This window comes from Oscillochloris sp. ZM17-4 (assembly GCF_019599295.1).
Lineage (GTDB): Bacteria > Chloroflexota > Chloroflexia > Chloroflexales > Chloroflexaceae > Oscillochloris.
In genome coordinates, this window is record NZ_JAIEWN010000021.1 from 1 (window position 1) to 18,840 (window position 18,840).

The window sequence follows — 18,840 nt, forward strand, 5'->3', positions numbered from 1 at the left end:
CAGGCGGCCGGTGGCGGCCGAGGCCAGGGCTGTGGCCATGGTGATGCCGGCCGAGGGGCCGTCCTTCGGCACCGCGCCCGCTGGGACGTGGATGTGGACGGCGTGGCCCTCGAAGAATTTCGGGTCGATCCCCAGCTCGCGCGAGCGTGAGCGCACGTAGGTCAGGGCGGCCTCGGCGCTCTCGCGCATCACCTCGCCGAGCTGGCCGGTGATCTTCAGCTCGCGCGGCCCCTCGATCGCCGTGGCCTCGATGAAGATGATATCGCCGCCCACCGGCGTCCAGACCATGCCGGTGGCCACGCCGGGCTGGTCGATTCGCTCCTTGGCCTCGTTGTAGAAGCGCTGGCGGCCGAGGGCGGTGCGGACGAATTCGGGCGTAATGGTGAATGGTGAATGGTGAATGGTGAATTCGGCCTGCGGGGCCAATGTTGTCTCCGAGGTGGAGTCATTCACCATTGATACGTCAGCATTCAGCATTGGCTCGCGCTCCGCGAGCTGCTTCGTGACCTTGCGCAGCACCCCGCCGATATTGCGCTCGAGGTTACGCACGCCGGCCTCGCGGGTGTAGTCGCCGATGATCGTGCGCAGAGCGCCGTCAGTCACGGTGGCCTCGGCGGGGCGCAGGCCGTTGGCCTTGAGCTGGCGGGGCACCAGGTGGCTCTGGGCGATCCGCACCTTCTCGTCCTCGATGTAGCCGGAGAGCTCGATGACCTCCATGCGGTCGCGCAGGGCCGGCGGCACGGTGTCCCACGTGTTGGCGGTGGCGATGAACAGCACCTGCGAGAGGTCGAAGGGCAGGTTCAGGTAGTGGTCGGTGAAGGTGTTGTTCTGCTCGGGGTCGAGCACCTCCAGCAGGGCCGATGCCGGGTCGCCGCGGTAGTCGTTGCCGAGCTTATCGACCTCATCGAGCAGGATGACCGGGTCGGAGCTGCCGGCGCGGCGCAGCTCCTGGATGATCCGGCCGGGCTGCGAGCCGATGTAGGTGCGGCGGAAGCCGCGCAGTTCGGCCTCGTCGCGCACGCCGCCGAGACTCATGCGCACGAAGTTGCGGCCCAGGGCGCGGGCGATGCTCTGGCCCAGGCTGGTCTTGCCGACGCCGGGCGGGCCGACGAAGGCCAGGATGGGCTCGCGGCCTGAGCGCCCGCCATCCTCGCCGAGGGCGGCGCGGCGCTGGCGCACGGCCAGGTACTCTAGGATGCGCTCCTTGATCTTCTCGAGCCCGAAGTGGTCCTCGTCGAGGATCTCGCGGGCGTGGGCCACGTCGATCGGCGTGCCGGTGGGCGTGTTCCAGGGCAGCTCGGCGAGCAGCTCCAGGTAGGTGCGCACCTATACTACTGCTTCAAAGGCCGCCTGCGCGACCTGTTTGAGGCCGCGCAGGCGGCCTTCGTACATGTTGGCCGGCGGTCTGAACCGCCCGGCAGCAGCGGCACGCGACCTTGCCCTTGCCCTGCTTAGCCCGGCCCCTCCGCGCGCAGGCTGATCAGGGTCGCGCCGAGGTCGCGCAGCTGGTTGAGCAGCCCGTAGAGCGCGGCCTGGTCGGCCAGCGGGCCGCGCAGCACGGTGATCGGCCGCTGCTCGGGGCCGATCTGGTGGCTGACTCTCAGCCCGCCGAGGGCGCTCGCCCAGCGCCGGTCGAGGTGGCCGGCCAGCTCGATCGTGTAGATGGCCTGCACGCTACCACCCCCCCAACCACTCGCAGAGCGCCTCGCGGGCGCCCGGGTCGGTGAGCAGCCCGATGTGGCTGACCCCGGCCAGCACCACATAGGCGCCGCCAGATGTGTGGGCGGCGATCGTCGGCTCGTAGCGGGCGGCGACGAAGGCCTCGTCGGCGTCGCCGGCGATCACCAGCAGCGGCCGGGCGATTGCGGCCAGATCGCGGCCGTAGTCGGCGCGCGGCGCGTACGCGGTGTTTAGCCGGTAGCTGTAGGCGGTGGTCGCGCTCGCGCCCAGCGGCCCGTCGAGCACCGCCCGCAGCATCGCGAACTGGATGGCGGTCAGCCCGTTGAGCCCGCGCACGCCGGCCGCGTTGAGCATGCTCAGGCCGACGATCCGCCGGGTGAGCGGGCGGGCCCAGCCGCCCGATGGGTGGTCGAGCAGCAGGCCCATGGCGGCCATAATCTCGGTCGAGTCGATCGTGTGGAAGTCGTCGAGCGACAGGATCAGCCGCCCCGCGACCGCGCTCGCGTCGACGATGAAGGCCTTCATCAGCGTGCGGGCGGGATGGGCCCGGGGCGACCTGAGCAGCTCGGCCAGATGGGCGCGGCGGCCCGTGACCGGCGGCAGGGCGGCCGCCAGGTAGCCGAAGAAGAGCTGCGGGTCGCTGTCCTCCTCGTCGAGCGAGACCCAGGCGCAGGAGGCAGGGCCGGCGGTTGAGGCGCTGTCGCCCGGCATCCCGCCTCCTACCTGCTGCATCCTGCTCGCGAGCCAGCCCGCCACCAGGCTGGTCTTGCCGTAGCCGGGCGGGGCCGAGACGAGGGTGAGCGTCGTATCGAGGGCGGCGTCGAGGGCGGCGGTCAGGCGGGGCCGGGGCACCTGGCGAGCATCTGGGCGCGGGATGCGGAGTTTCGTCGGTACCAGCAAACCTTCTCCCTATCATCTCTGGTGCGGCGATAGCCTGAGTATGACCGATACCCGCGGCCTCTGTCAAGGCGGCTAGCCGGCGAAGATCTGGCGGTAGCGCTGGTAGGTAGGCAGCATGCGAGTTGAGCTTTGAGCATTCGTTACACCAGCCCTGACCACACCCCAGGATGTTATACTTCCAGGAGGGAGATCAGCACAGCGAGGAGGCAATATGCAGCCCGAGCCAATTTGTTTCCGGCCCGCTGAACGCCGGCACCTTCAGCCCGAACCAGCTCGACAACACCTTTGGCCCGCAGGTGCTCTACCAGCGCGTGCCGCCGGCCGGCCAGTTCAACCTGCCGCCCTCGGCGGGCATGCAGTTCTTCGGGCAGGTGCCGATTGACGGCCAGAGCGAGGTGATGACGGTGACCCTGCGCGATGTGGCCGGGACACACCTCTATTCGGTTGACCTTCCGCCGGCCTGATGGCGCGGCGATGGCGAGGCAAGGCTATTTTATGGACCACGAGGAGATCGCGGCGCTGCTGGCGTCGCCCGAGGGGCCGCGGCTCGCCTTCGCCCGCGAGCGGACAAGGCTCGACGAGCTGGCCGAGACGCTGGTGGCCTTCGCCAACGCGCAGGGCGGCGAGCTGCTGCTGGGCGTCTCGGGGCGGGCCAGGGCGAAGGCCGAGGGACTGGCCGACGTCGCGGCGGCCCGCGAGCTGCTTCAGGAGGCGGCCCTGGCCTGCACGCCGCCGCTCATCCTGCCGCTGCCCCGCGCCGTCCGCCACGGCGAGGCCGCGCTGCTGCTGGCCAGCGTGCCCGCCGGGCTCTCGCAGGTCTACAGCCTGCACGGCAAGTACCTGCGCCGCGAGGGCGGCACCAACCAGCCCCTCACCCCCGACGCGCTGCGCAGGCTGCTGGCCGAGCGCGGCGACGTGAGCTGGGAGCGCGGCGCGCCGGCGGGGGCCGCCGCCGACGAGCTCGACCCGCACAAGGTCAGCGCCTACGCCCGCCGGGTTGGACCTGAGGCTGAGTCCGACCCGATGGCCCTCCTGCGCCGACGGGGCTGCGTCGGGATGAGGGTTGAGGGAGAAGACAAGTCTTCTCCCTCAACCCTCATCCCCACAAACGCCGGCCTGCTGCTCTTCGGCCGCAGCGTGGAGGAGCGCTACCCGCAGGCCGAGATCACCCTGGTTCACTACCGGGGCCGCGACATGGGCGATGCGTTTGAGCGCGAGGATGTGCGCGACACCCTGCCCGAGGCGGCGCGGCGGGCCGAGCGCTGGCTGATGGAGCATATGCGCAAGGGCAGCCGCATGGTCGGCCTGGAGCGACAGGACTGGACGCAGTTCCCGGCCGGCGCGGTGCGCGAGGCCCTGGTGAACGCCGTGGCCCACCGCGACTACAGCGTGCGCGGCGAGGGCGTGCGGATCGGCCTGTTCGCCGACCGCCTGGAGTGCTACTCGCCCGGCCGCCTGCCCGGCCACGTGACGCTGGAGAACCTGGTGGCCGAGCGCTTCTCGCGCAACGAGAGCCTGGTCCAGGTGCTCGCCGACCTCGGCCTGATCGAGCGGCTCGGCTACGGGATCGACCGCATGCTCCGCCAGATGGAGGGCGCCGGCCTGCCGCCGCCCCAGTTCCGCGAGACGGCGGCGGGCTTCCTGGTGACGCTCCAGGGCCAGCCGGTCGATGGCCTCGACGCCGAGGGCCTCGACACCCGCGAGTGGGTGCGCCAGGGCCTCAGCGAGCGCCAGATCGCCGCGCTGGTGTTTCTGGCCGAGCAGCGCCGCATCACCAACCGCGACCTCCAGGAGCTCCACCCCGATGTGAGCGCCGAGACGATCCGGCGAGACCTGGCCGACCTCGTGGAGCGCGGGGTGCTCCTGCGCGTGGGGGAGAAGCGGGCGACGTATTACATCATGAAGTGACAGCTCCGCGCCCTCCCCCAGACTATACACGATATCAGATACACTTGACACACCCTTACGGCTATGCTATACTCCGCACCGTTGTGAGGGCGTATAGCTCAGTTGGTTAGAGCGCGATCCTGATAAGATCGAGGTCGGTGGTTCGAGTCCACCTACGCCCACCACGTGGAAAGGTAAAAGTGAAAAGGCAAAAAGCCTCCCGCTTTTACCTTTTTACTTTTACCTTTTACCTTTCTAGCGGGGCGATAGCTTAGCTGGGAGAGCGCCTGCTTTGCAAGCAGGAGGTCCGGGGTTCGAATCCCCGTCGCTCCACCACGGTGGACTCAAACAACGAGGTGACAAGGACGATGTTCTTGTTGCCTCGTTGTTTGTCATACCCAAGCCCAAAACACGTCTTTTTTTGCTCGCCACGGCGTGGTGACACTCACGTACAGCACGAGCGGCAGATCTTGGGTCAGATCTTTGCGGGTAGCCCCGACCCTCACGCGGTGCGCCTGCTCCTTCAGCTCGGGCTCGGTGGCCGCACCAACCTTGAGGATGGCCACGCCGCCGGCCAGCTTCGCCACCCGCTCCTGCAGCTTCTCGCGGTCGAAGTCGCTGGGATGTCATTCATGCCTTCGGGCGACATGCCGCCGGTCGCCGCGCGCTGGCTCGGCGCGGCCTGCCGATCACCCCGCGCGAAGCCGCTGGGGCGGCTCGGGCCGCCGCGCCGCTGCGACTGGCGATGCTCCTGCCGGAGCGCATTGTAGGTGCGACGGCGCTCGGGGTCGCCAAGCGCCTGATAGGCCTCGTTGATCGCCTTGAAGCGATCCTCAGCAGCATGGTCGCCTGGATTCACATCGGGGTGATGCTGCCGGGCCAGTGCGCGGTATGCCTGCTTGATCGTCGCCTCGTCGGCATCGGAGGCCATGCCGAGGACGGTATAGTAGTCTTTGAAGTCGAGAGCCACGGCGTGCTCCTCCGCTCTGCTGCGCGCCTACGGCGATCCGGGGGTGAGCGCATCGGCATCACGTGCTCTGAGTCTAGCAGGCATGTGCCATGGGGGTATGAAGGCTGTTCATCACATGGCGATGAACAGCCTTCATACCGGTATGCTGCTCCGTCGCCCTGCGGCGCGAGCGCATGTCTGGTTGCCCATCGCAGCGGGCTGCGCTATAATTCGCCAGCCCCCATAAGCTACAGTCCCGCGTACGACCATCCTCAGCCAAGGGAGACGCGCCCTATGCTCAGCTCGATCATGCTCATCCTGGTCGGCCTTGTGACGCTCTTCGTCGGGCGCCGGATCTTCTGGGTCTTCGTCGGAGTCGCCGGGTTCATCTTCGGCCTGGGCGTGGCCCAGGTCGGCCTGTCCATCCAGAGCCAGACGCTCCAGATCCTCGCCGGGGTCTGCGTCGGCCTAATCTTCGCCGGGCTCGCCCTGGCCGTCCAGCGGCCCATGGCGATGGTGGCCGGGTTCATCGCCCTCGGGTCGGTCGGGCTGGGCCTGGGCACGCAGCTCGGCGCCGCGCCCGTGATGCAGATCGCGCTCTTCCTGGCCCTCGGCCTGATCGGCGTGCTGCTCGTGGCCGCGCTCTTCGACTGGGCGCTGATCATCGTGTCGGCGCTCAACGGGGCCGCCGCCGTCGGCGGCGGGCTCGGCGAGCTCTACCCGCTGAGCCCCCTGATCGCCACCGCCGTCGTCATCATCCTGATTATCCTCGGCGTCGCCTATCAGTCACGTGACCTTGGGACGAAGGTGGCCGGGATCGATAGCTAGTGCGCTTCCAGCGCAGGGGTTAGGAGATGGAGGGCACGATGTCCACAATTGAGCGCCTGAGCTCCACCGCAGCCGCCGCCATCCGCGATGAGCTGTGCGCGATCCTGCGCGACGCCGTCGAGGGCGGGGCATCGGTGGGCTTCCTGCCGCCGCTGAGCCGCGCTGAGGCCGTCCAGTACTGGGACAGGGTGATCGCCGATGTTGAGGCGGAGTCACGCGTGCTGCTGGTGGCCCGCGTGGGCGGCATGGCGGTCGCCACCGTGCAGCTCGATCTGCCCGGCAAGCCCAACGCCGCCCACCGCGCCGAGGTGCAGAAGCTGCTCGTCCACCGCGCCGCCCGCCGCCGCGGGCTGGGGGCCGCCCTGATGGCCGCCGCCGAGGAGCTGGCCCGCGAGCTCGGCCGCAGCCTGCTGGTGCTCGACACCCGCGCCGGCGATGACGGCGAGCGGCTCTACCGCAAGCTCGGCTACCGGGAGGCCGGGCGCATCCCTGGCTACGCGCTCAACGCCGGCGGAGGGCGCGACGCCACCGTGCTCTTCTACCGCGATCTCGGCGGGGCGGCGGAGTGAGCCAGGAGCGCAGGCTGTCCGTCGACTCGCACGATGTGACGATCGACTTCGGCGGCGGCGCCGGCATCTTCGATCAGACCTACCGCATCCCCGAGGGCACCATCCTCGGCCTGATCGGCCCCAGCGGCTGCGGCAAGTCCACGACGATGCGGGTGGCCCTCGGCCTGCTCACGCCCCAGCAGGGCCAGATCAGCGTGCTCGGCACGTCGCCCTCCGCCTTCACCGCCAGAGACCGCGAGCAGATCGGCTATATCCCGCAGCAGTTTGTGCTCTACCCGCGCCTGACCGTGGCCGAGAACGCCACCTTCGTGGCCTCGCTCTATGGCATGCGCACATCCGCGATCAAGGCCCGCCTGGCCGAGCTGCTCGACTTCATCGATATGCGCGAGGCCCGCGACCGCCTGGGGGCCAACCTCTCCGGCGGCATGCAGCGTCGCCTGATGCTGCTCGGCGCCCTGATGCATAACCCCACCCTGATCTTCGCCGACGAGCCCACCGCCGGGATCGACCCGGTGCTGCGCGGGCGCTTCTGGGACTACTTCCGCAAGCTGCGCGACGAGGGCCGCACCCTCTATGTCTCCACCCAGTATGTGGGCGAGGCGGTCTACTGCGACTATGTGGCGGTGATGCGCAAGGGGCGAATCCTGGCCATCGACACGCCCGCCGGCCTGCGCAAGCGCGTCCTCGGCGGCGAGATCATCCACATCAGCCTGGAGGACGAGCGGCGCACCGGCGAGGCGGTGGAGCATCTGCGCCGCGCCGGCGACCCGGTGATCAGCGCCCGGCGCGTCCCCGGCACCGACAACGAGATCCACGTGACGGTGGCCGACGCCGGCGGCTCGCTGCCCGAGGTGCTGAACCTGCTTGAGGATAGCGACGGGCCAAATATGGTCGTCAGCAGCGCCCAGGAGCTCCAGATAAGCTACGACGATATCTTCATCAGGCTGATGCAGCGCGAGGAGGCGGCCAATGGCTGAGGGCGCCGCGCCCGAGGCGGATGACGGCACGGCGCCCCCATGGGAGCGCTGGCTCATCCGCGTGCGGGCCTACTTCGTCAAAGAGGTGAGCGAGATCCGCCGCCAGCCCATGCTCATCCTCAGCCTGATCGTCGGCCCGCTGCTGGTGCTGATCATCTTCGGGGCCAGCTACCAGAACAGCACCCCGGTGCTGCGCACGGCGATCGTCCTGCCGCCCGGCGGCATCCCCGGCCTGAGCACGCAGCAGATCCGCAACATGGCCAGCTACAACTTTACGATCATCTCGGTGGACGAGGACCGCGCCGGCGCCGAGGCCCGCCTGGCCGCCGGCGAGCTCGATGTCGTCCAGGTGCTGCCCGCCGATGTCTTCGCCACCCTCCGGGAAAATCAGACGTCGACGATCACCTTCATCTCGAACGCGATCAACCCGCTGGTCGAGGGCTGGGTGCAGTACCTGGCCTACGCCGAGGTCAACGAGATCAATAAGACCCTGCTGCGCCTGGCGGCGCTCCAGGCCCAGGGCGAGGCGCAGACGATCCGGCTGAAGGTGAGCGACGCTAGCGGGGTGATCGCCGAGCTGCAGGCCGGGGTCTCCCAGGCGCAGGAGGAGAACGTCCGCGGCACCCTGGCCGATCTGATCGACGCGATCGCGCTGCTCCAGCAGAACCTGCCGCCGCCCGAGGTGCTGTCCGCCCAGAGCGCCGACCTCGCCAGCCTGCCGGGCCAGCTGGCCCAGCTCAAGGCCAACCTGGAGCTGGTTGTGCAGGCGATCGACGACGGGACGGTCGCCCAGCGCATTGCCGATCTGGCCGCCGCCCAGAGCGACCTGCACATCCTCGACAAGACCCTGGAGCTGTTCGTGAACACCTCGGCCGACGTGATGATCTCGCCGGTGACGCAGCAGTACACCAACGTCCGTGGGCAGGCCTACGCGGCGGTGATCTTCTACGCGCCGGGGGTGCTGGCCCTGCTGGTGCAGCACACCGCGATCACCCTCGGCGCCCTGGCCCTGGTGCGCGAGCGGCTCATGGGCGCCTTCGAGCTGTTCCGCGTCGCCCCGGTGAATATGGTCCAGCTGCTGCTCGGCAAGTACCTCGGCTACACCCTGGTGATCGCCGCATCCTCCCTGGTGCTGCTGGCGGCCATGATGCTGCTCGGCATGCCCCTGCTCGGCAGCTGGGGGCAGTTCGCCCTGCTGCTGCTGCTGCTCACCGTGGCCTCGCTCGGCGTGGGCTTCCTGATCTCCACGATCTCTGGCTCCGACAGCCAGGCCATCCAGCTGGCCATGATCACCCTGCTGCTGTCGATCTTCTTCAGCGGCTTCTTCATCTCGCTCGATAGCTTCGCCCGCCCGGCCCTGGCCGTCAGCGCCGCCATCCCCATGAGCCACGGGGTGGCCGGCTTCCAGGCGATCATGCTGCGCGGCCTCGCGCCATCGCCGGGGGCATGGGCCGGCCTGATCGTGATCGCCGCGATCACCTTCGGCCTGGTGGTGGCGATCACCGGGCGGCAGCTCAGAGGAGCCACACGATGAGCGAGACCTACGACACGATCATCCTCGGCCTCGGCGCGATGGGCAGCGCCAGCGCCTACCACCTGGCCCGCCGCGGCCAGCGCGTCCTCGGCCTGGAGCGCTTCACCCCCGCCCACGACCAGGGATCCAGCCACGGGCAGACCCGGATCATCCGCCTGTCCTACTACGAGGACCCGGCCTACGTGCCGCTGCTGCTGCGGGCCTACGAGCTCTGGCAGGATCTGAGCGCCGGGGCCGCCGAGCCGGTGCTGCGGATCACCGGCAGCCTTATGATCGGCGACCCGGACAGCCCCGTCGTCGCCGGGAGCGTGGCCAGCGCCCGCGAGCACGGCCTGCCGCATCAGATCCTCGACGCCGCCGAGATCCGCCGGCGCCACCCGATCTTCACCCCGGCCGCGGGCGAGATCGCGCTCTACGAGGAGATCGGCGGCATGGTCTACCCCGAGGCGGCCATCCGCGCGCACCTGCGCGGCGCCGGGGCCGCCGGGGCCGCGCTGCGCTTCGAGGAGCCGGCGATCGCCTGGGAGGCCGCGCCCTCGGGCGACCGCGTGCGCGTCACCACGGCGCGGGGCGTCTACGAGGCCGGGCGGCTGCTGATCGCCGCCGGCGCCTACGCCCCCGCCCTGCTAGAGGGCACCGGTCTGCCGCTCACCGTGCAGCGCAATGTGCTCTACTGGTTCACGCCCGCCCGCGACGCCGAGCTGTTCGCCCCCGAGCGCTGCCCGGTCTATATCTGGGACGCCCTCGATCACCCGCCCTTCTACGGCTTCCCGATGATTGATGCCGACCCCACCGGCGTGAAGGTGGCCTTCCACAGCTTCGGGCCGCGCTGCACCCCCGAGACAATCGACCGCAGCGTACACGACGACGAGGTCGCCCACATGCGGGGCTGGCTGGCGGCGAGGATCCCCGCCCTGGCCGACGGCGCGCTGGGCGGCACCGCCACCTGCATGTACACCCTCACCCCCGACCATGACTTCCTGATGGACCGGCACCCGCTGCACCCGCAGGTGATCATCTGCTCGCCCTGCTCGGGGCACGGCTACAAGTTCGCCTCCGTCGTCGGCGAGATCATGGCCGACCTGCTGGCCCAGGGCGACACCGCCCACCCGATAGGCAAGTTCTGCGCCGGGCGGTTTGTTGGCTGAGTCATTTTGCCGTGGCGCGCCAGGTTCACTGGCACGCCACGGCAAGTCAGCCCCCCATGCTATACTAATCAAAAGCGCAAGGCCAGGGGAGAGAGGAACTGTGCCGCATCGAAGCCTGCTATCACCCATTGTGGCGCTGCTCAACCGCTGGGCCTACCCGCGCCGATTCGCCGTCGCCGGCCGGCTGATCACCCTGCCGCTCGCCGCTCTGGCGGCGCTGCTGCTCTGGGACGGGCGGCTGCTCGAGGCCGCCATCATCCTCGGCATCTCCCTCATCGCCACCATGATCCTCGCCGCCCTCGGCAGCTCGGTGCGCGGCGAGGCCGACGAGCTCCTGTCCATGATCGGCCGCATCGCTGCCGGCGAGCACCGCGTGCCGCCCAGCCCAGCCAGCGACAGCGAGCTCGGCGTGATCGCCCACAGCCTCTCCGACCTCTCTGCCGAGTGGGCGCTCAGCGGTCTCTACCGCGAGGCCATCGTCGAGTACGCCGTCGACGGGATCATGATCATCGACGAGCGCGACACGATCACCACCTTCAACCCCGCCGCCGAGCACATGTTTGGCTACACCGCCGCCGAGATTGTCGGCCAGCCGATCTCCCGCCTCGTCCCCGACCCGCTGCACCGCCAGTACAAGCTGATCAGCATCGGCAACGAGATCATCGGCCGCCGTAAGGACAACAGCGTCTTTCCGATGGACCTAACCTCGGGCCAGCTGGTCCTTGAGAGCCGGCGGCTCTACGTGGTCATCCTGCGCGACGCCACCCGGCGCAAGCAGGCCGAGGAGGAGCTGCAGCGCGCCCGCGACGCCGCCGAGGCCGCCAGCCGGGCCAAGAGCACCTTCCTCGCCAATATGAGCCACGAGCTGCGCACCCCGCTCAACGCGATCATCGGCTACAGCGAGCTGCTGATCGAGGACGCCGCCGATGTTGAGCGCGAGAGCCTGGAGAGCGACCTGCGGCGCATCCACCGCGCCGGGGCCAACCTGCTCAGCATGATCAGCGATATCCTCGATATCTCTAAGATCGAGGCTGGCAAGATGGACCTGCGCTACGAGAACTTCGCCCTCGCCCCGATGCTCAGCGACGTTGAGCTCACCGTCGCCCCTCTGGCCGCCCAGAACAACAACCGCTTCGAGATCGGCTACGCCGGCGAGCCGGCGACCCTCTTCGCTGACCCGATGCGCGTGCGGCAGATCCTGGTCAACCTGCTCGGCAACGCCTGCAAGTTTACCGAGCGTGGCACCATCTCGCTGCGCATCCAGCAGTCGGCAGACTCGATCATCTTCGAGGTCGCCGACACCGGCATCGGAATGACGCCCGAGCAGCTGGCGCGGCTCTTCCAGCCCTTCACCCAGGCCGATGACTCGACGACCCGCAAGTACGGCGGCACTGGGCTAGGCCTCGCCCTGACCAGGCACTTCTGCCAGATGATGGGAGGGACGGTGGATGTCGCCAGCACGCCCGACCGGGGGTCGACCTTCACGGTGTGCCTGCCCCTGCGCGCGCCCGAGGAGGTGGTCGCCGAGGAGGTGGATCGCGATGCGGTGGAGGGGCGACGATAATGTTGAATGCTGAATGCTGAATGTTGAATGCCAATTCAGCATTCAGCATTCAGCATTCAGCATTCAGGCTAGTGTACGCCCTCCAGCTGGTCCTCAAGGTCGGCGTGCAGCTCGCGCAGGCGGTCGAGGGTGGACTCGTCGGCCTGCCAGAGCCCGCGGCTGCTGGCCTCAAGCAGGCGGCTGACGGCGTTGCGGGCGGCCTCGGGGTTGGCCTCCTCAAGCCGCTGGCGCATCGCGTCGTCGAGCACGAAGGTGGCGGCGGCCTGGTCGTAGACCCAGTTGTCCACCGACTCGGTGGTGGCGCTCCAGCCGAGCATATAGGTGAAGCGGTTTGCGATCTCGGCCGCGCCGTTGTGGCCGTGCTTGAGCATGCCCTCGTACCACTTGGGGTTGAGCAGCTTGGTGCGGTACTCCACCCGCAGCACCTGGTCGAGGCTCTGGATCTTGGTCTCGGCGGTGAAGCTCTCGACGTAGCTGAGCGGCACGCTCTTGCCGGTGGCGCTCTCGGCGGCGGCCTTCAGCGCGCCCGAGTAGCCGTAGTAGTGCTGCATATCGGTCAGGCCATACTCGACGCTGTCGATCTCCTGGGCCACCCGGGCCACCGTGCCGAGCAGCGAGCGCAGCACCTCGGGCTGGGCCGCGCCGTCCTTCTTGCCGCCGAAGGCGTAGGCGTTGCGCTTGACGAACAGCTCCTCCAGGTCCTTGCGCTCGTCCCATGCCCCGCCCTCGATCGCCTCGTCCACATCGGTGCCGTAGGTGCCGGATGCCTGGGTGAAGATGCGCGCCGTGGCCGCCTCCCAGTCCTTGCCCTCGGCGACCATGGCGTTGACGTGCTTGCGGATGAAGTTCTGCTCCTCGGGCTCCTCGGCGGCGGCGGCCTCGCGCACCAGCCGGTCGAGCTGGTCCATCGTGCCGGCGAAGGTGTCGCGGAAGATGCCCGAGACGGTCATGAGCACATCGATGCGCGGGCGACCGAGCTCGGCCAGCGGGATGAGCGCGTAGCGGCCGATCTTGCCCTGGCCGTCCTTCACCGGGCGGGCGCCGATCAGGCCCAGCACCGTGCCGATCGCCTCGCCCTTGGTCTTGATCGCGTCGAGGCCCCACAGCACCTGGGCGATCGTCTCGGGGTACTCGCCGCCATGCTCGTCCAGGTGCGCGGCGATCAGCGCCTCGCCGATCTTCACGCCGCGGTTGAAGGCGCTGTCGCTCGGCACGCGGAAGGGGTCGAGCGAGTGGATGTTGCGCCCGGTGGGCAGCACCGCCATCCCGTCGCGGATGAGGTCGCCGCCGGGGGCCGCCGGGATGTAGCCGCCCGACAGGCCGCGCAGCAGGTAGTCGATCTCCTGGGTGTTGTCCTGGAGGGCGGCGAGCATAGCCTTGCCGTGAGACACCAAAATGTTGAATGTTGAATGTTGAGTGTTGAGTGCAGGAGCGACCTTCTCAACCGTCTCGCCGCCAAATACGGCGCGCTGCACGAAGTCGGCGCAGCGCGCCTCAACGGCGTCGCGCAGGGCCAGGGCAGATAAGTCGCCCGACCGAGCGAGCGACAGCAGCTCGCCATAGCCCGCCACCTGCGGGCAATCTGCAATCTGCAATCTGCAATCTGCAATCAGCAGGTCGCCCAGGCCGGGGTTGCCGTCGCGAGGGATCTTCAGCGCCTCGGCCACCAGGGTCAGCTGCTGCTCGGCGGGCGGGGCCGAGCCGAGCACGTGCAGGCTGTCGGTGATCATGGTCTGCTCGATCTCGCGCAGGTAGGCGTAGGCCCGCGAGGCAAAGTCGCCAAAGGGCTCGCCGGGCGTGCGGGCCAGGTCGGTGTCGAGGTTGAGCAGGGCGATCTTGGCCAGGATGGCGTCCTCGGTGTCGGAGGAAGCCTCGCCCCCGCGCGACTCGCGGTACTCCTCCAGCAGATCCTTGAGGCCCTGGAGCTCCTTGTAGAGCCCGGCGCGGCCGTAGGGCGGGATGGCGTGGCCAACAATCGTGGCGTAGCCGCGGCGCTTAGCGATATTGGCCTCGGCCGGGTTGTTGATCGGGTAGACGTAGAAGTGCGGCACCTCGCCCAGCAGCACATCAGGCCAGCAGTCGGCCGTCATACCCATCTGCACGCCGGGCATCCACTCGACGGTGCCGTGCATACCCAGGTGGACGATCGCGTCGGCGGCGAAGTCGTGGCTGATCCACTTGTAGAACAGCGCGTACTGGTGGTGCGGCGTGTTCTCCTTATCGAACAGCAGCCGCATCGGGTCGCCGGGCATGCCGATCATCGGCTGGACGCCCACGTACACATTGCCGAGCTGCATGCCGCCCAGGCGCACCGCGTCGCGGCCGGCGGGGGCGATATCGCCGGGGAAGGCACCCCAGCGATCATTGATCCGCTCCTGCTGGCGCGGCGTCATCTGGCGGTAGAAGCTCTCGCGGCCCGCCGTGACCGCCGCCGGGATGGGCGGGTGGCCTGGGGGTAGATCGGGCACGTCATCTCGGATCGAGCCCTTGATACAGCTCGCCATCGCCGCCGGGTCGCGCGGGTAGTCGCCCACGCTATAGCCCTCGGCCCTCAGCCGGTCGAGCAGCGCGATCAGGCTGGCCGGCACATCGAGCAGGGCGGCGGTGGCCGTGTTGCCCTGGCCGGGCGGGTAGTTATAGACGACGACGGCGATCTTCTTCTGGCTGTTGGGCGTGTGGCGCAGCTTCACGAGGCCGCCCGTGATCGACGTGAGGCGCTGGAGCCGGTCGGGCACGGTCGAGATCTCGCTGCCCTTCATGCCGCCGAGCACCACCGGCGAGATCGCGCCGTCCATCTCGGGCAGCGAGTAGAGCATGGTCGCCTGGAGCGGGCCGACGCCGTGCTCGCGCCAGTGATCTTCATCCTGCACAAACAGCGGCGCGGCGACAATATAGGGCGTGTCGAGGCCGCTGAGCAGCTCGCGGGCGATGTTGGTGGTCAGCCCGGCCTTGGTGCTGCCAGCGGGGCCGCCCACCAGCGGGAAGCCCATCGTGCTGATCAGCGCATCAACCTTCATGTGGCTGAGCCACTCGCGCACCACGATATGGCTCTCGATGCCCATCACAAAGATCGGCACCACCCGCAGGCCGCCGGCCTCCAGGGCGCGCACGACATCGTCGTGGTAGTGCGTGCCGGTGAGGATATGGGCGCGGAAGGAGAGCACGGCGACGGAGCCGATCGGGGCGCTACGTTTCGCGCCCTTCGCGCCCTTGCTGCGATCCTTCTCCCACTTCAGGAACTCATCGGGCTTGGCGAAGAACTTCGGCGCGTCAGGGTGGGCGAAGCCCATGTTCGGCATCTCGACGGGCGGGGTGACGTGCAGCTTCGCGTGGCCGCAGTACTCGCGCATAATCAGCTTGAACATGTTCGCCGCGTTCGGCACGCTGCGGTTGTTCCAGTAGGTGCTGACGTTCGTCCAGTTGCGGAAGTCGTTCAGGCGCTTGCCGGGCAGGAAGTTCAGCAGCTTGCTGGTGATCTTCTGCATCTTCACATAGCCGTAGAGCGCGTCCTCCTCACGCCCGCCCACCAGCAGCCGCGCCACATTCTGCACCGGCTTGGGCATGCCGCCGCCCTTGAAGCCGTAGTTGCCCACCTTCGTCAGCCGCATCACCTCGGGCAAGCCCTCGAAGGAGAAGACCACCGGCGGGTCGTGGCGCTCGACAACTGGCAGCAGCCACTCTGAGGTCTCGGTCAGGGTGACGAGCGAGGTGATCAGGCAGGAGCAGCGCGCGATCGCGGCCTCAACCTCGGCTGGCCGCCGCTCGATGTCGCGGTCCTCGAAGAGGCTCAGTCGAAAGCTGGGGACTTCTTTGCGAACCTCTGCCTCAGCCTGGGTAAAGAACCCCTGGCTATAGCGCTGCATGCCGAGCAGCAACACGAACTCGGTGACCTGAGCCATTGCACCCTCGCTGGTGTTTCAATACATCTAGCTGAAGATAATTCTACCTGTATATTATCCCAATATGGCGTAAACGCACAAATTGTGCATTTGAGGAACGGGGGCTGTGCAAAGGCCTGGAACTTCGCCCCAGACCCGGTTTTTTGTTGGGTTTGGGGCGGCGAAGCCGCCCCAAACCCCTACCGGGAGGTGACGTTGCATCAGCCCTGAGACGATCATGCAGGGATGATCAGCAGCTCGCGGCTCATGCTCGTCAGGCTGCGCGCGCCGTCGGCGGTGATCACCATATCGTCCTCGATCCGCACGCCGAGCCTGCCGGGGATGTAGATGCCCGGCTCGATGGTGAAGGTGGTGCCGGGGGCGAGGGGCTCGTCGCTGCCGGCCATAATATTGGGCAGCTCGTGGACCTCCAGTCCGATGCCGTGGCCGGTGCGGTGGATGAAGTACTGGCCGTAGCCGCCGGCGTCGATCACCTGGCGGGCGGCGGCGTCGATCTCGGCGCCGCTGGCCTCGGGGCGGGCCACCGCCTTGCCAGCCTCGTTGGCCCGCCGCACCAGCTCATAGACCGCGCGGGCCTCGGCGTCCGGCTCGCCGAGCGCCACCGTGCGCGTGATGTCCGAGATATAGCCCTTGTAGCGCGCCCCGCAGTCGAAGATGATCAGGTCGCCCGCCGTCAGGGCGCGGTCGCTGTTGCTATGGTGCGGGTTGGCCCCGTTCGGCCCCGAGGCGACCATATTATCGAAGCTCTCGCCCTCGCCGCCGGCGGCCATGATCTCCTCGCTCAGGATCTTCGAGAGCTGGCGCTCGGTCATGCCGGCCCGGATCTGGGCGATGGTGCGGGAGAGGCCGGCCTCCACGATCCGCGCCGCCTCCTCCATGATCGCCAGCTCCTCCGCGTCCTTGGCCATGCGCAGCTCGGCCAGCAGCGCGGTGGCGTCGGCCACCTGGATGCCGGGCATGGCCACCTCCATGCCGCGTAACTCCATCACCCGCAGGGCGGTGTACTCGACGCCCATGGGCCGCCCGCGCAGCTCCGGGCCGAGGGCCGCCGCCAGGCCTGCCCGCGCCGCCTCGGCCGGGCCGTCGGCGTCGGCCCAGGGGAAGTAGCGCATCACAATGCTGCTGCTGGCCTCGACCCGGTCGCGCTCCAGCGCCGGGATGATGAAGCAGGGCTGGCTGCCGTCGGCCGGGAAGATCGCCAGCGTCAGCCGCTTGCCGTGGTGGAAGGTCAGTCCGGTCAGGTAGGTCAGGTTCGCATCGGGCATCAGGGCCAGGCCAGCCATGCGCTGCGCGCGCAGCGCCGCCGTCACGCGGTCGAGTCGGGATATCTCCATTGGAGGGCTCCTTGGCAAAAAGAACTCAGAGATGACAGAATAGTCGCATCATTCTTTGTGATGATCATAGCATAGTTATACGCAAGGTATAGAATACGGACAATCGACACCCACCCATCCGCAACCGACAGGAGCCCCTATGCAAAAGCGCGCACCCGCCGTTCGGTGGCGTCGTATCCAGCGACGCCTGCTCCGCCACCACGTCCCCCTGGCCGTGATCAGCATCCTGCTCATGATCGGGGTTGACCTGCTGCTGCACCCGTATGGCCGCATCGCCCAGATCACCGTCGCAAGCGCCTACACCGCCCTCGCGCTGATCGGCGCCACGCTGATGCTTGGCCCGCTGAACATCCTCCGCAAACGACCGAACCCGGTCTCGACCGACCTGCGTCGCGATGTCGGGATCTGGGCCGCGCTGCTCAGCCTCGCCCACATGCTGGTTGGCTTTCTCACGCACTACCCCGGCGAGCCGTGGCGCTTCTTCATCAACGGCGGGACGATTCCGCTGCGGCTGGACTCTTTCGGTCGGGTCAACCTGATCGGCCTGGCGGCGATCCTGATCGCCACCCTGCTCCTCTGCCTCTCAAACGACTGGTCGCTCCGCAAGCTGGGCAACGCGCCCTGGAAGATGCTCCAGCGCCTCAACTACGCGCTGATCATCGGCGCCTTCGTCCATGGGCTGCTCTACCTGCACGAGGAGGATCGCGGTGAGCCCTATCTGCTGCTCACCCTGGGCTTGTTTGCAGCTGTGGTGCTCGTGCAGGCCGCCGGGATCTGGCGGCGGCTCACCCTGGCGCGGGGCAGCTCGCCGCAGCATGTCTAGCTAAGACAAGGGTACAGGGCAGAGGGCACAGGGTACAGGCCGAACTCATCAGAAAGCGATCCGTGACGCCAAACTGTCAAGTGCTTATGAACCTTGTGAAAGAGCGTCACCGCGCCGCTCGGGCCGAGGTCATCGTCACAAACACCGCCAGGGCGCTGGCGCTCATCAGGGCCATGGTCAGGCCGAGCGGCAGGGCGCTGGCCGTGCCGAAGGCGCTGACCAGCGGGCTGACCCCGGCGCCGATGATAAACTGAAGCACGCCCATCAGCCCCGAGGCGCTGCCGAGGATATCCTGCGGCTGCTCAGCCAGGCCCAGGGCGGTGGCGTTCGGCCCGATGAAGCCGATGCTGGCAACCGCCAGGAAGAAGGCCGGCAGCACACCCACCAGCCCGGCCCCAGCGAGCACCGCCGCGATCAGCAGCAGGCCGCCGAGCAGGCTGCCCACGATCCCCATGGCCATAAGCCGCCGGGGATGCACCCGGCCCACTAGCCGCCCGCTGATCTGGCTGGCCGCCACGATCCCCACCGCGTTGACCGCGAAGATCAGGCTGAAGCCCTGCGGCGAGACCCCATAGATCTCCTGGATCACGAAGGGCGAGCCGGAGATGTAGGCGAACATCGCCGAGAAGGCCAGCCCCGAGGCGACGGCGTAGCCGACGAAGTGGCGGTCGCCGAAGAGGGTGCGGAAGGCCGCCAGGGTCGAGCGCAGGCCGCCAGCCCGCCGCCGCTCGGCCGGCAGCGACTCGCC

The 18,840-nt window shown here is 68.4% G+C and carries 14 protein-coding genes, 2 tRNA genes and 2 pseudogenes; 11 read left to right on the forward strand and 7 right to left on the reverse strand.

Annotation, left to right across the window (positions count from 1 at the left end; translation table 11 throughout):
- From lon to K2Z83_RS15785, 3 genes and pseudogenes are all read right to left on the reverse strand, one after another.
- Positions 1-1,326 (reverse strand): annotated as a pseudogene (gene lon / locus K2Z83_RS15775) (endopeptidase La); the annotation flags it as partial.
- A 125-nt stretch (positions 1,327-1,451) separates the two neighbouring features.
- A complete protein-coding gene (locus K2Z83_RS15780) occupies positions 1,452-1,673 on the reverse strand; it encodes a hypothetical protein (RefSeq protein WP_220596153.1) in 222 nt (73 codons plus the stop codon).
- Between the two features lies 1 nt (position 1,674).
- Positions 1,675-2,580, reverse strand: coding sequence for an alpha/beta fold hydrolase (locus K2Z83_RS15785; protein ID WP_220596154.1), 906 nt, complete (start codon positions 2,578-2,580; stop codon positions 1,675-1,677).
- Positions 2,581-2,747: 167 nt separating this feature from the next.
- Between K2Z83_RS15785 and K2Z83_RS15790 the strand changes: the two genes are divergently transcribed.
- The 4 genes from K2Z83_RS15790 to K2Z83_RS15805 all read left to right on the forward strand — a co-directional run bounded on the left by K2Z83_RS15790 (position 2,748) and on the right by K2Z83_RS15805 (position 4,803).
- Complete coding sequence (locus K2Z83_RS15790; protein WP_220596155.1) at positions 2,748-3,044, forward strand: hypothetical protein; 297 nt, start codon at positions 2,748-2,750, stop codon at positions 3,042-3,044.
- A gap of 31 nt (positions 3,045-3,075) precedes the next feature.
- Positions 3,076-4,488 (forward strand): ATP-binding protein, encoded by a 1,413-nt coding sequence (locus tag K2Z83_RS15795; protein WP_220596156.1) that lies wholly within the window; start codon positions 3,076-3,078, stop codon positions 4,486-4,488.
- 87 nt (positions 4,489-4,575) lie between these two features.
- Positions 4,576-4,652 (forward strand) — tRNA-Ile (locus tag K2Z83_RS15800).
- A gap of 75 nt (positions 4,653-4,727) precedes the next feature.
- Positions 4,728-4,803: transfer RNA gene (locus tag K2Z83_RS15805), tRNA-Ala, on the forward strand.
- 439 nt (positions 4,804-5,242) lie between these two features.
- Here the strand turns inward: K2Z83_RS15805 and K2Z83_RS29100 are convergent.
- A pseudogene (locus K2Z83_RS29100) lies at positions 5,243-5,437 on the reverse strand (DnaJ domain-containing protein); the annotation flags it as partial.
- Between the two features lie 273 nt (positions 5,438-5,710).
- Here K2Z83_RS29100 and K2Z83_RS15815 point away from each other — a divergent pair.
- From K2Z83_RS15815 to K2Z83_RS15840, 6 genes are all read left to right on the forward strand, one after another.
- Entirely contained in the window at positions 5,711-6,244 is a 534-nt protein-coding gene (locus tag K2Z83_RS15815; protein WP_220596158.1) for a hypothetical protein, read from the forward strand.
- Between the two features lie 38 nt (positions 6,245-6,282).
- Positions 6,283-6,813 (forward strand): GNAT family N-acetyltransferase, encoded by a 531-nt coding sequence (locus tag K2Z83_RS15820; RefSeq protein WP_220596159.1) that lies wholly within the window; start codon positions 6,283-6,285, stop codon positions 6,811-6,813.
- Positions 6,810-7,790 carry an ABC transporter ATP-binding protein gene (locus K2Z83_RS15825; RefSeq protein WP_220596160.1) on the forward strand — a complete coding sequence of 327 codons (981 nt, stop codon included), beginning with the start codon at positions 6,810-6,812 and terminating at the stop codon, positions 7,788-7,790. Before K2Z83_RS15820 ends, K2Z83_RS15825 begins: the two co-directional genes overlap by 4 nt.
- Complete coding sequence (locus K2Z83_RS15830) at positions 7,783-9,324, forward strand: ABC transporter permease (RefSeq protein ID WP_220596161.1); 1,542 nt, start codon at positions 7,783-7,785, stop codon at positions 9,322-9,324. Before K2Z83_RS15825 ends, K2Z83_RS15830 begins: the two co-directional genes overlap by 8 nt.
- Positions 9,321-10,472 (forward strand): N-methyl-L-tryptophan oxidase, encoded by a 1,152-nt coding sequence (gene solA / locus K2Z83_RS15835; RefSeq protein ID WP_220596162.1) that lies wholly within the window; start codon positions 9,321-9,323, stop codon positions 10,470-10,472. The genes K2Z83_RS15830 and solA overlap by 4 nt, the downstream gene beginning before the upstream one ends.
- Positions 10,473-10,572: 100 nt before the next feature.
- Positions 10,573-12,036, forward strand: a complete 1,464-nt coding sequence (locus K2Z83_RS15840; RefSeq protein ID WP_220596163.1) for an ATP-binding protein — start codon at positions 10,573-10,575, stop codon at positions 12,034-12,036.
- 68 nt (positions 12,037-12,104) lie between these two features.
- Here the strand turns inward: K2Z83_RS15840 and bchH are convergent, their stop codons facing one another.
- Together bchH and K2Z83_RS15850 are read right to left on the reverse strand one after the other, a co-directional pair.
- A complete protein-coding gene (bchH, locus tag K2Z83_RS15845; RefSeq protein ID WP_220596164.1) occupies positions 12,105-15,935 on the reverse strand; it encodes a magnesium chelatase subunit H in 3,831 nt (1,276 codons plus the stop codon).
- Between the two features lie 215 nt (positions 15,936-16,150).
- Positions 16,151-17,269 (reverse strand): Xaa-Pro peptidase family protein, encoded by a 1,119-nt coding sequence (locus K2Z83_RS15850; RefSeq protein ID WP_220596165.1) that lies wholly within the window; start codon positions 17,267-17,269, stop codon positions 16,151-16,153.
- A gap of 139 nt (positions 17,270-17,408) precedes the next feature.
- Here K2Z83_RS15850 and K2Z83_RS15855 point away from each other — a divergent pair, with 139 nt between their 5' ends.
- The gene (locus K2Z83_RS15855; RefSeq protein WP_220596166.1) at positions 17,409-18,092 is read left to right on the forward strand and encodes a ferric reductase-like transmembrane domain-containing protein; all 684 of its coding nucleotides are present in this window, start codon (positions 17,409-17,411) and stop codon (positions 18,090-18,092) included.
- A gap of 106 nt (positions 18,093-18,198) precedes the next feature.
- Here the strand turns inward: K2Z83_RS15855 and K2Z83_RS15860 are convergent.
- A partial coding sequence (locus K2Z83_RS15860) for an MFS transporter (protein WP_220596167.1) occupies positions 18,199-18,840 on the reverse strand: 642 nt, incomplete at its 5' end.

Excerpts from the sequence above, each read along its gene's own strand:
- K2Z83_RS15790 (WP_220596155.1), top strand. The coding sequence starts at position 2,748 with ATGTTATACTTCCAGGAGGGAGATCAGCACAGCGAGGAGGCAATATGC.
- K2Z83_RS15795 (WP_220596156.1), top strand. The coding sequence starts at position 3,076 with ATGGACCACGAGGAGATCGCGGCGCTGCTGGCGTCGCCCGAGGGGCCG.
- K2Z83_RS15815 (WP_220596158.1), top strand. The coding sequence starts at position 5,711 with ATGCTCAGCTCGATCATGCTCATCCTGGTCGGCCTTGTGACGCTCTTC.
- K2Z83_RS15820 (WP_220596159.1), top strand. The coding sequence starts at position 6,283 with ATGTCCACAATTGAGCGCCTGAGCTCCACCGCAGCCGCCGCCATCCGC.
- K2Z83_RS15830 (WP_220596161.1), top strand. The coding sequence starts at position 7,783 with ATGGCTGAGGGCGCCGCGCCCGAGGCGGATGACGGCACGGCGCCCCCA.
- solA (WP_220596162.1), top strand. The coding sequence starts at position 9,321 with ATGAGCGAGACCTACGACACGATCATCCTCGGCCTCGGCGCGATGGGC.
- bchH (WP_220596164.1), bottom strand. The coding sequence starts at position 15,935 with ATGGCTCAGGTCACCGAGTTCGTGTTGCTGCTCGGCATGCAGCGCTAT.
- K2Z83_RS15850 (WP_220596165.1), bottom strand. The coding sequence starts at position 17,269 with ATGGAGATATCCCGACTCGACCGCGTGACGGCGGCGCTGCGCGCGCAG.
- K2Z83_RS15855 (WP_220596166.1), top strand. The coding sequence starts at position 17,409 with ATGCAAAAGCGCGCACCCGCCGTTCGGTGGCGTCGTATCCAGCGACGC.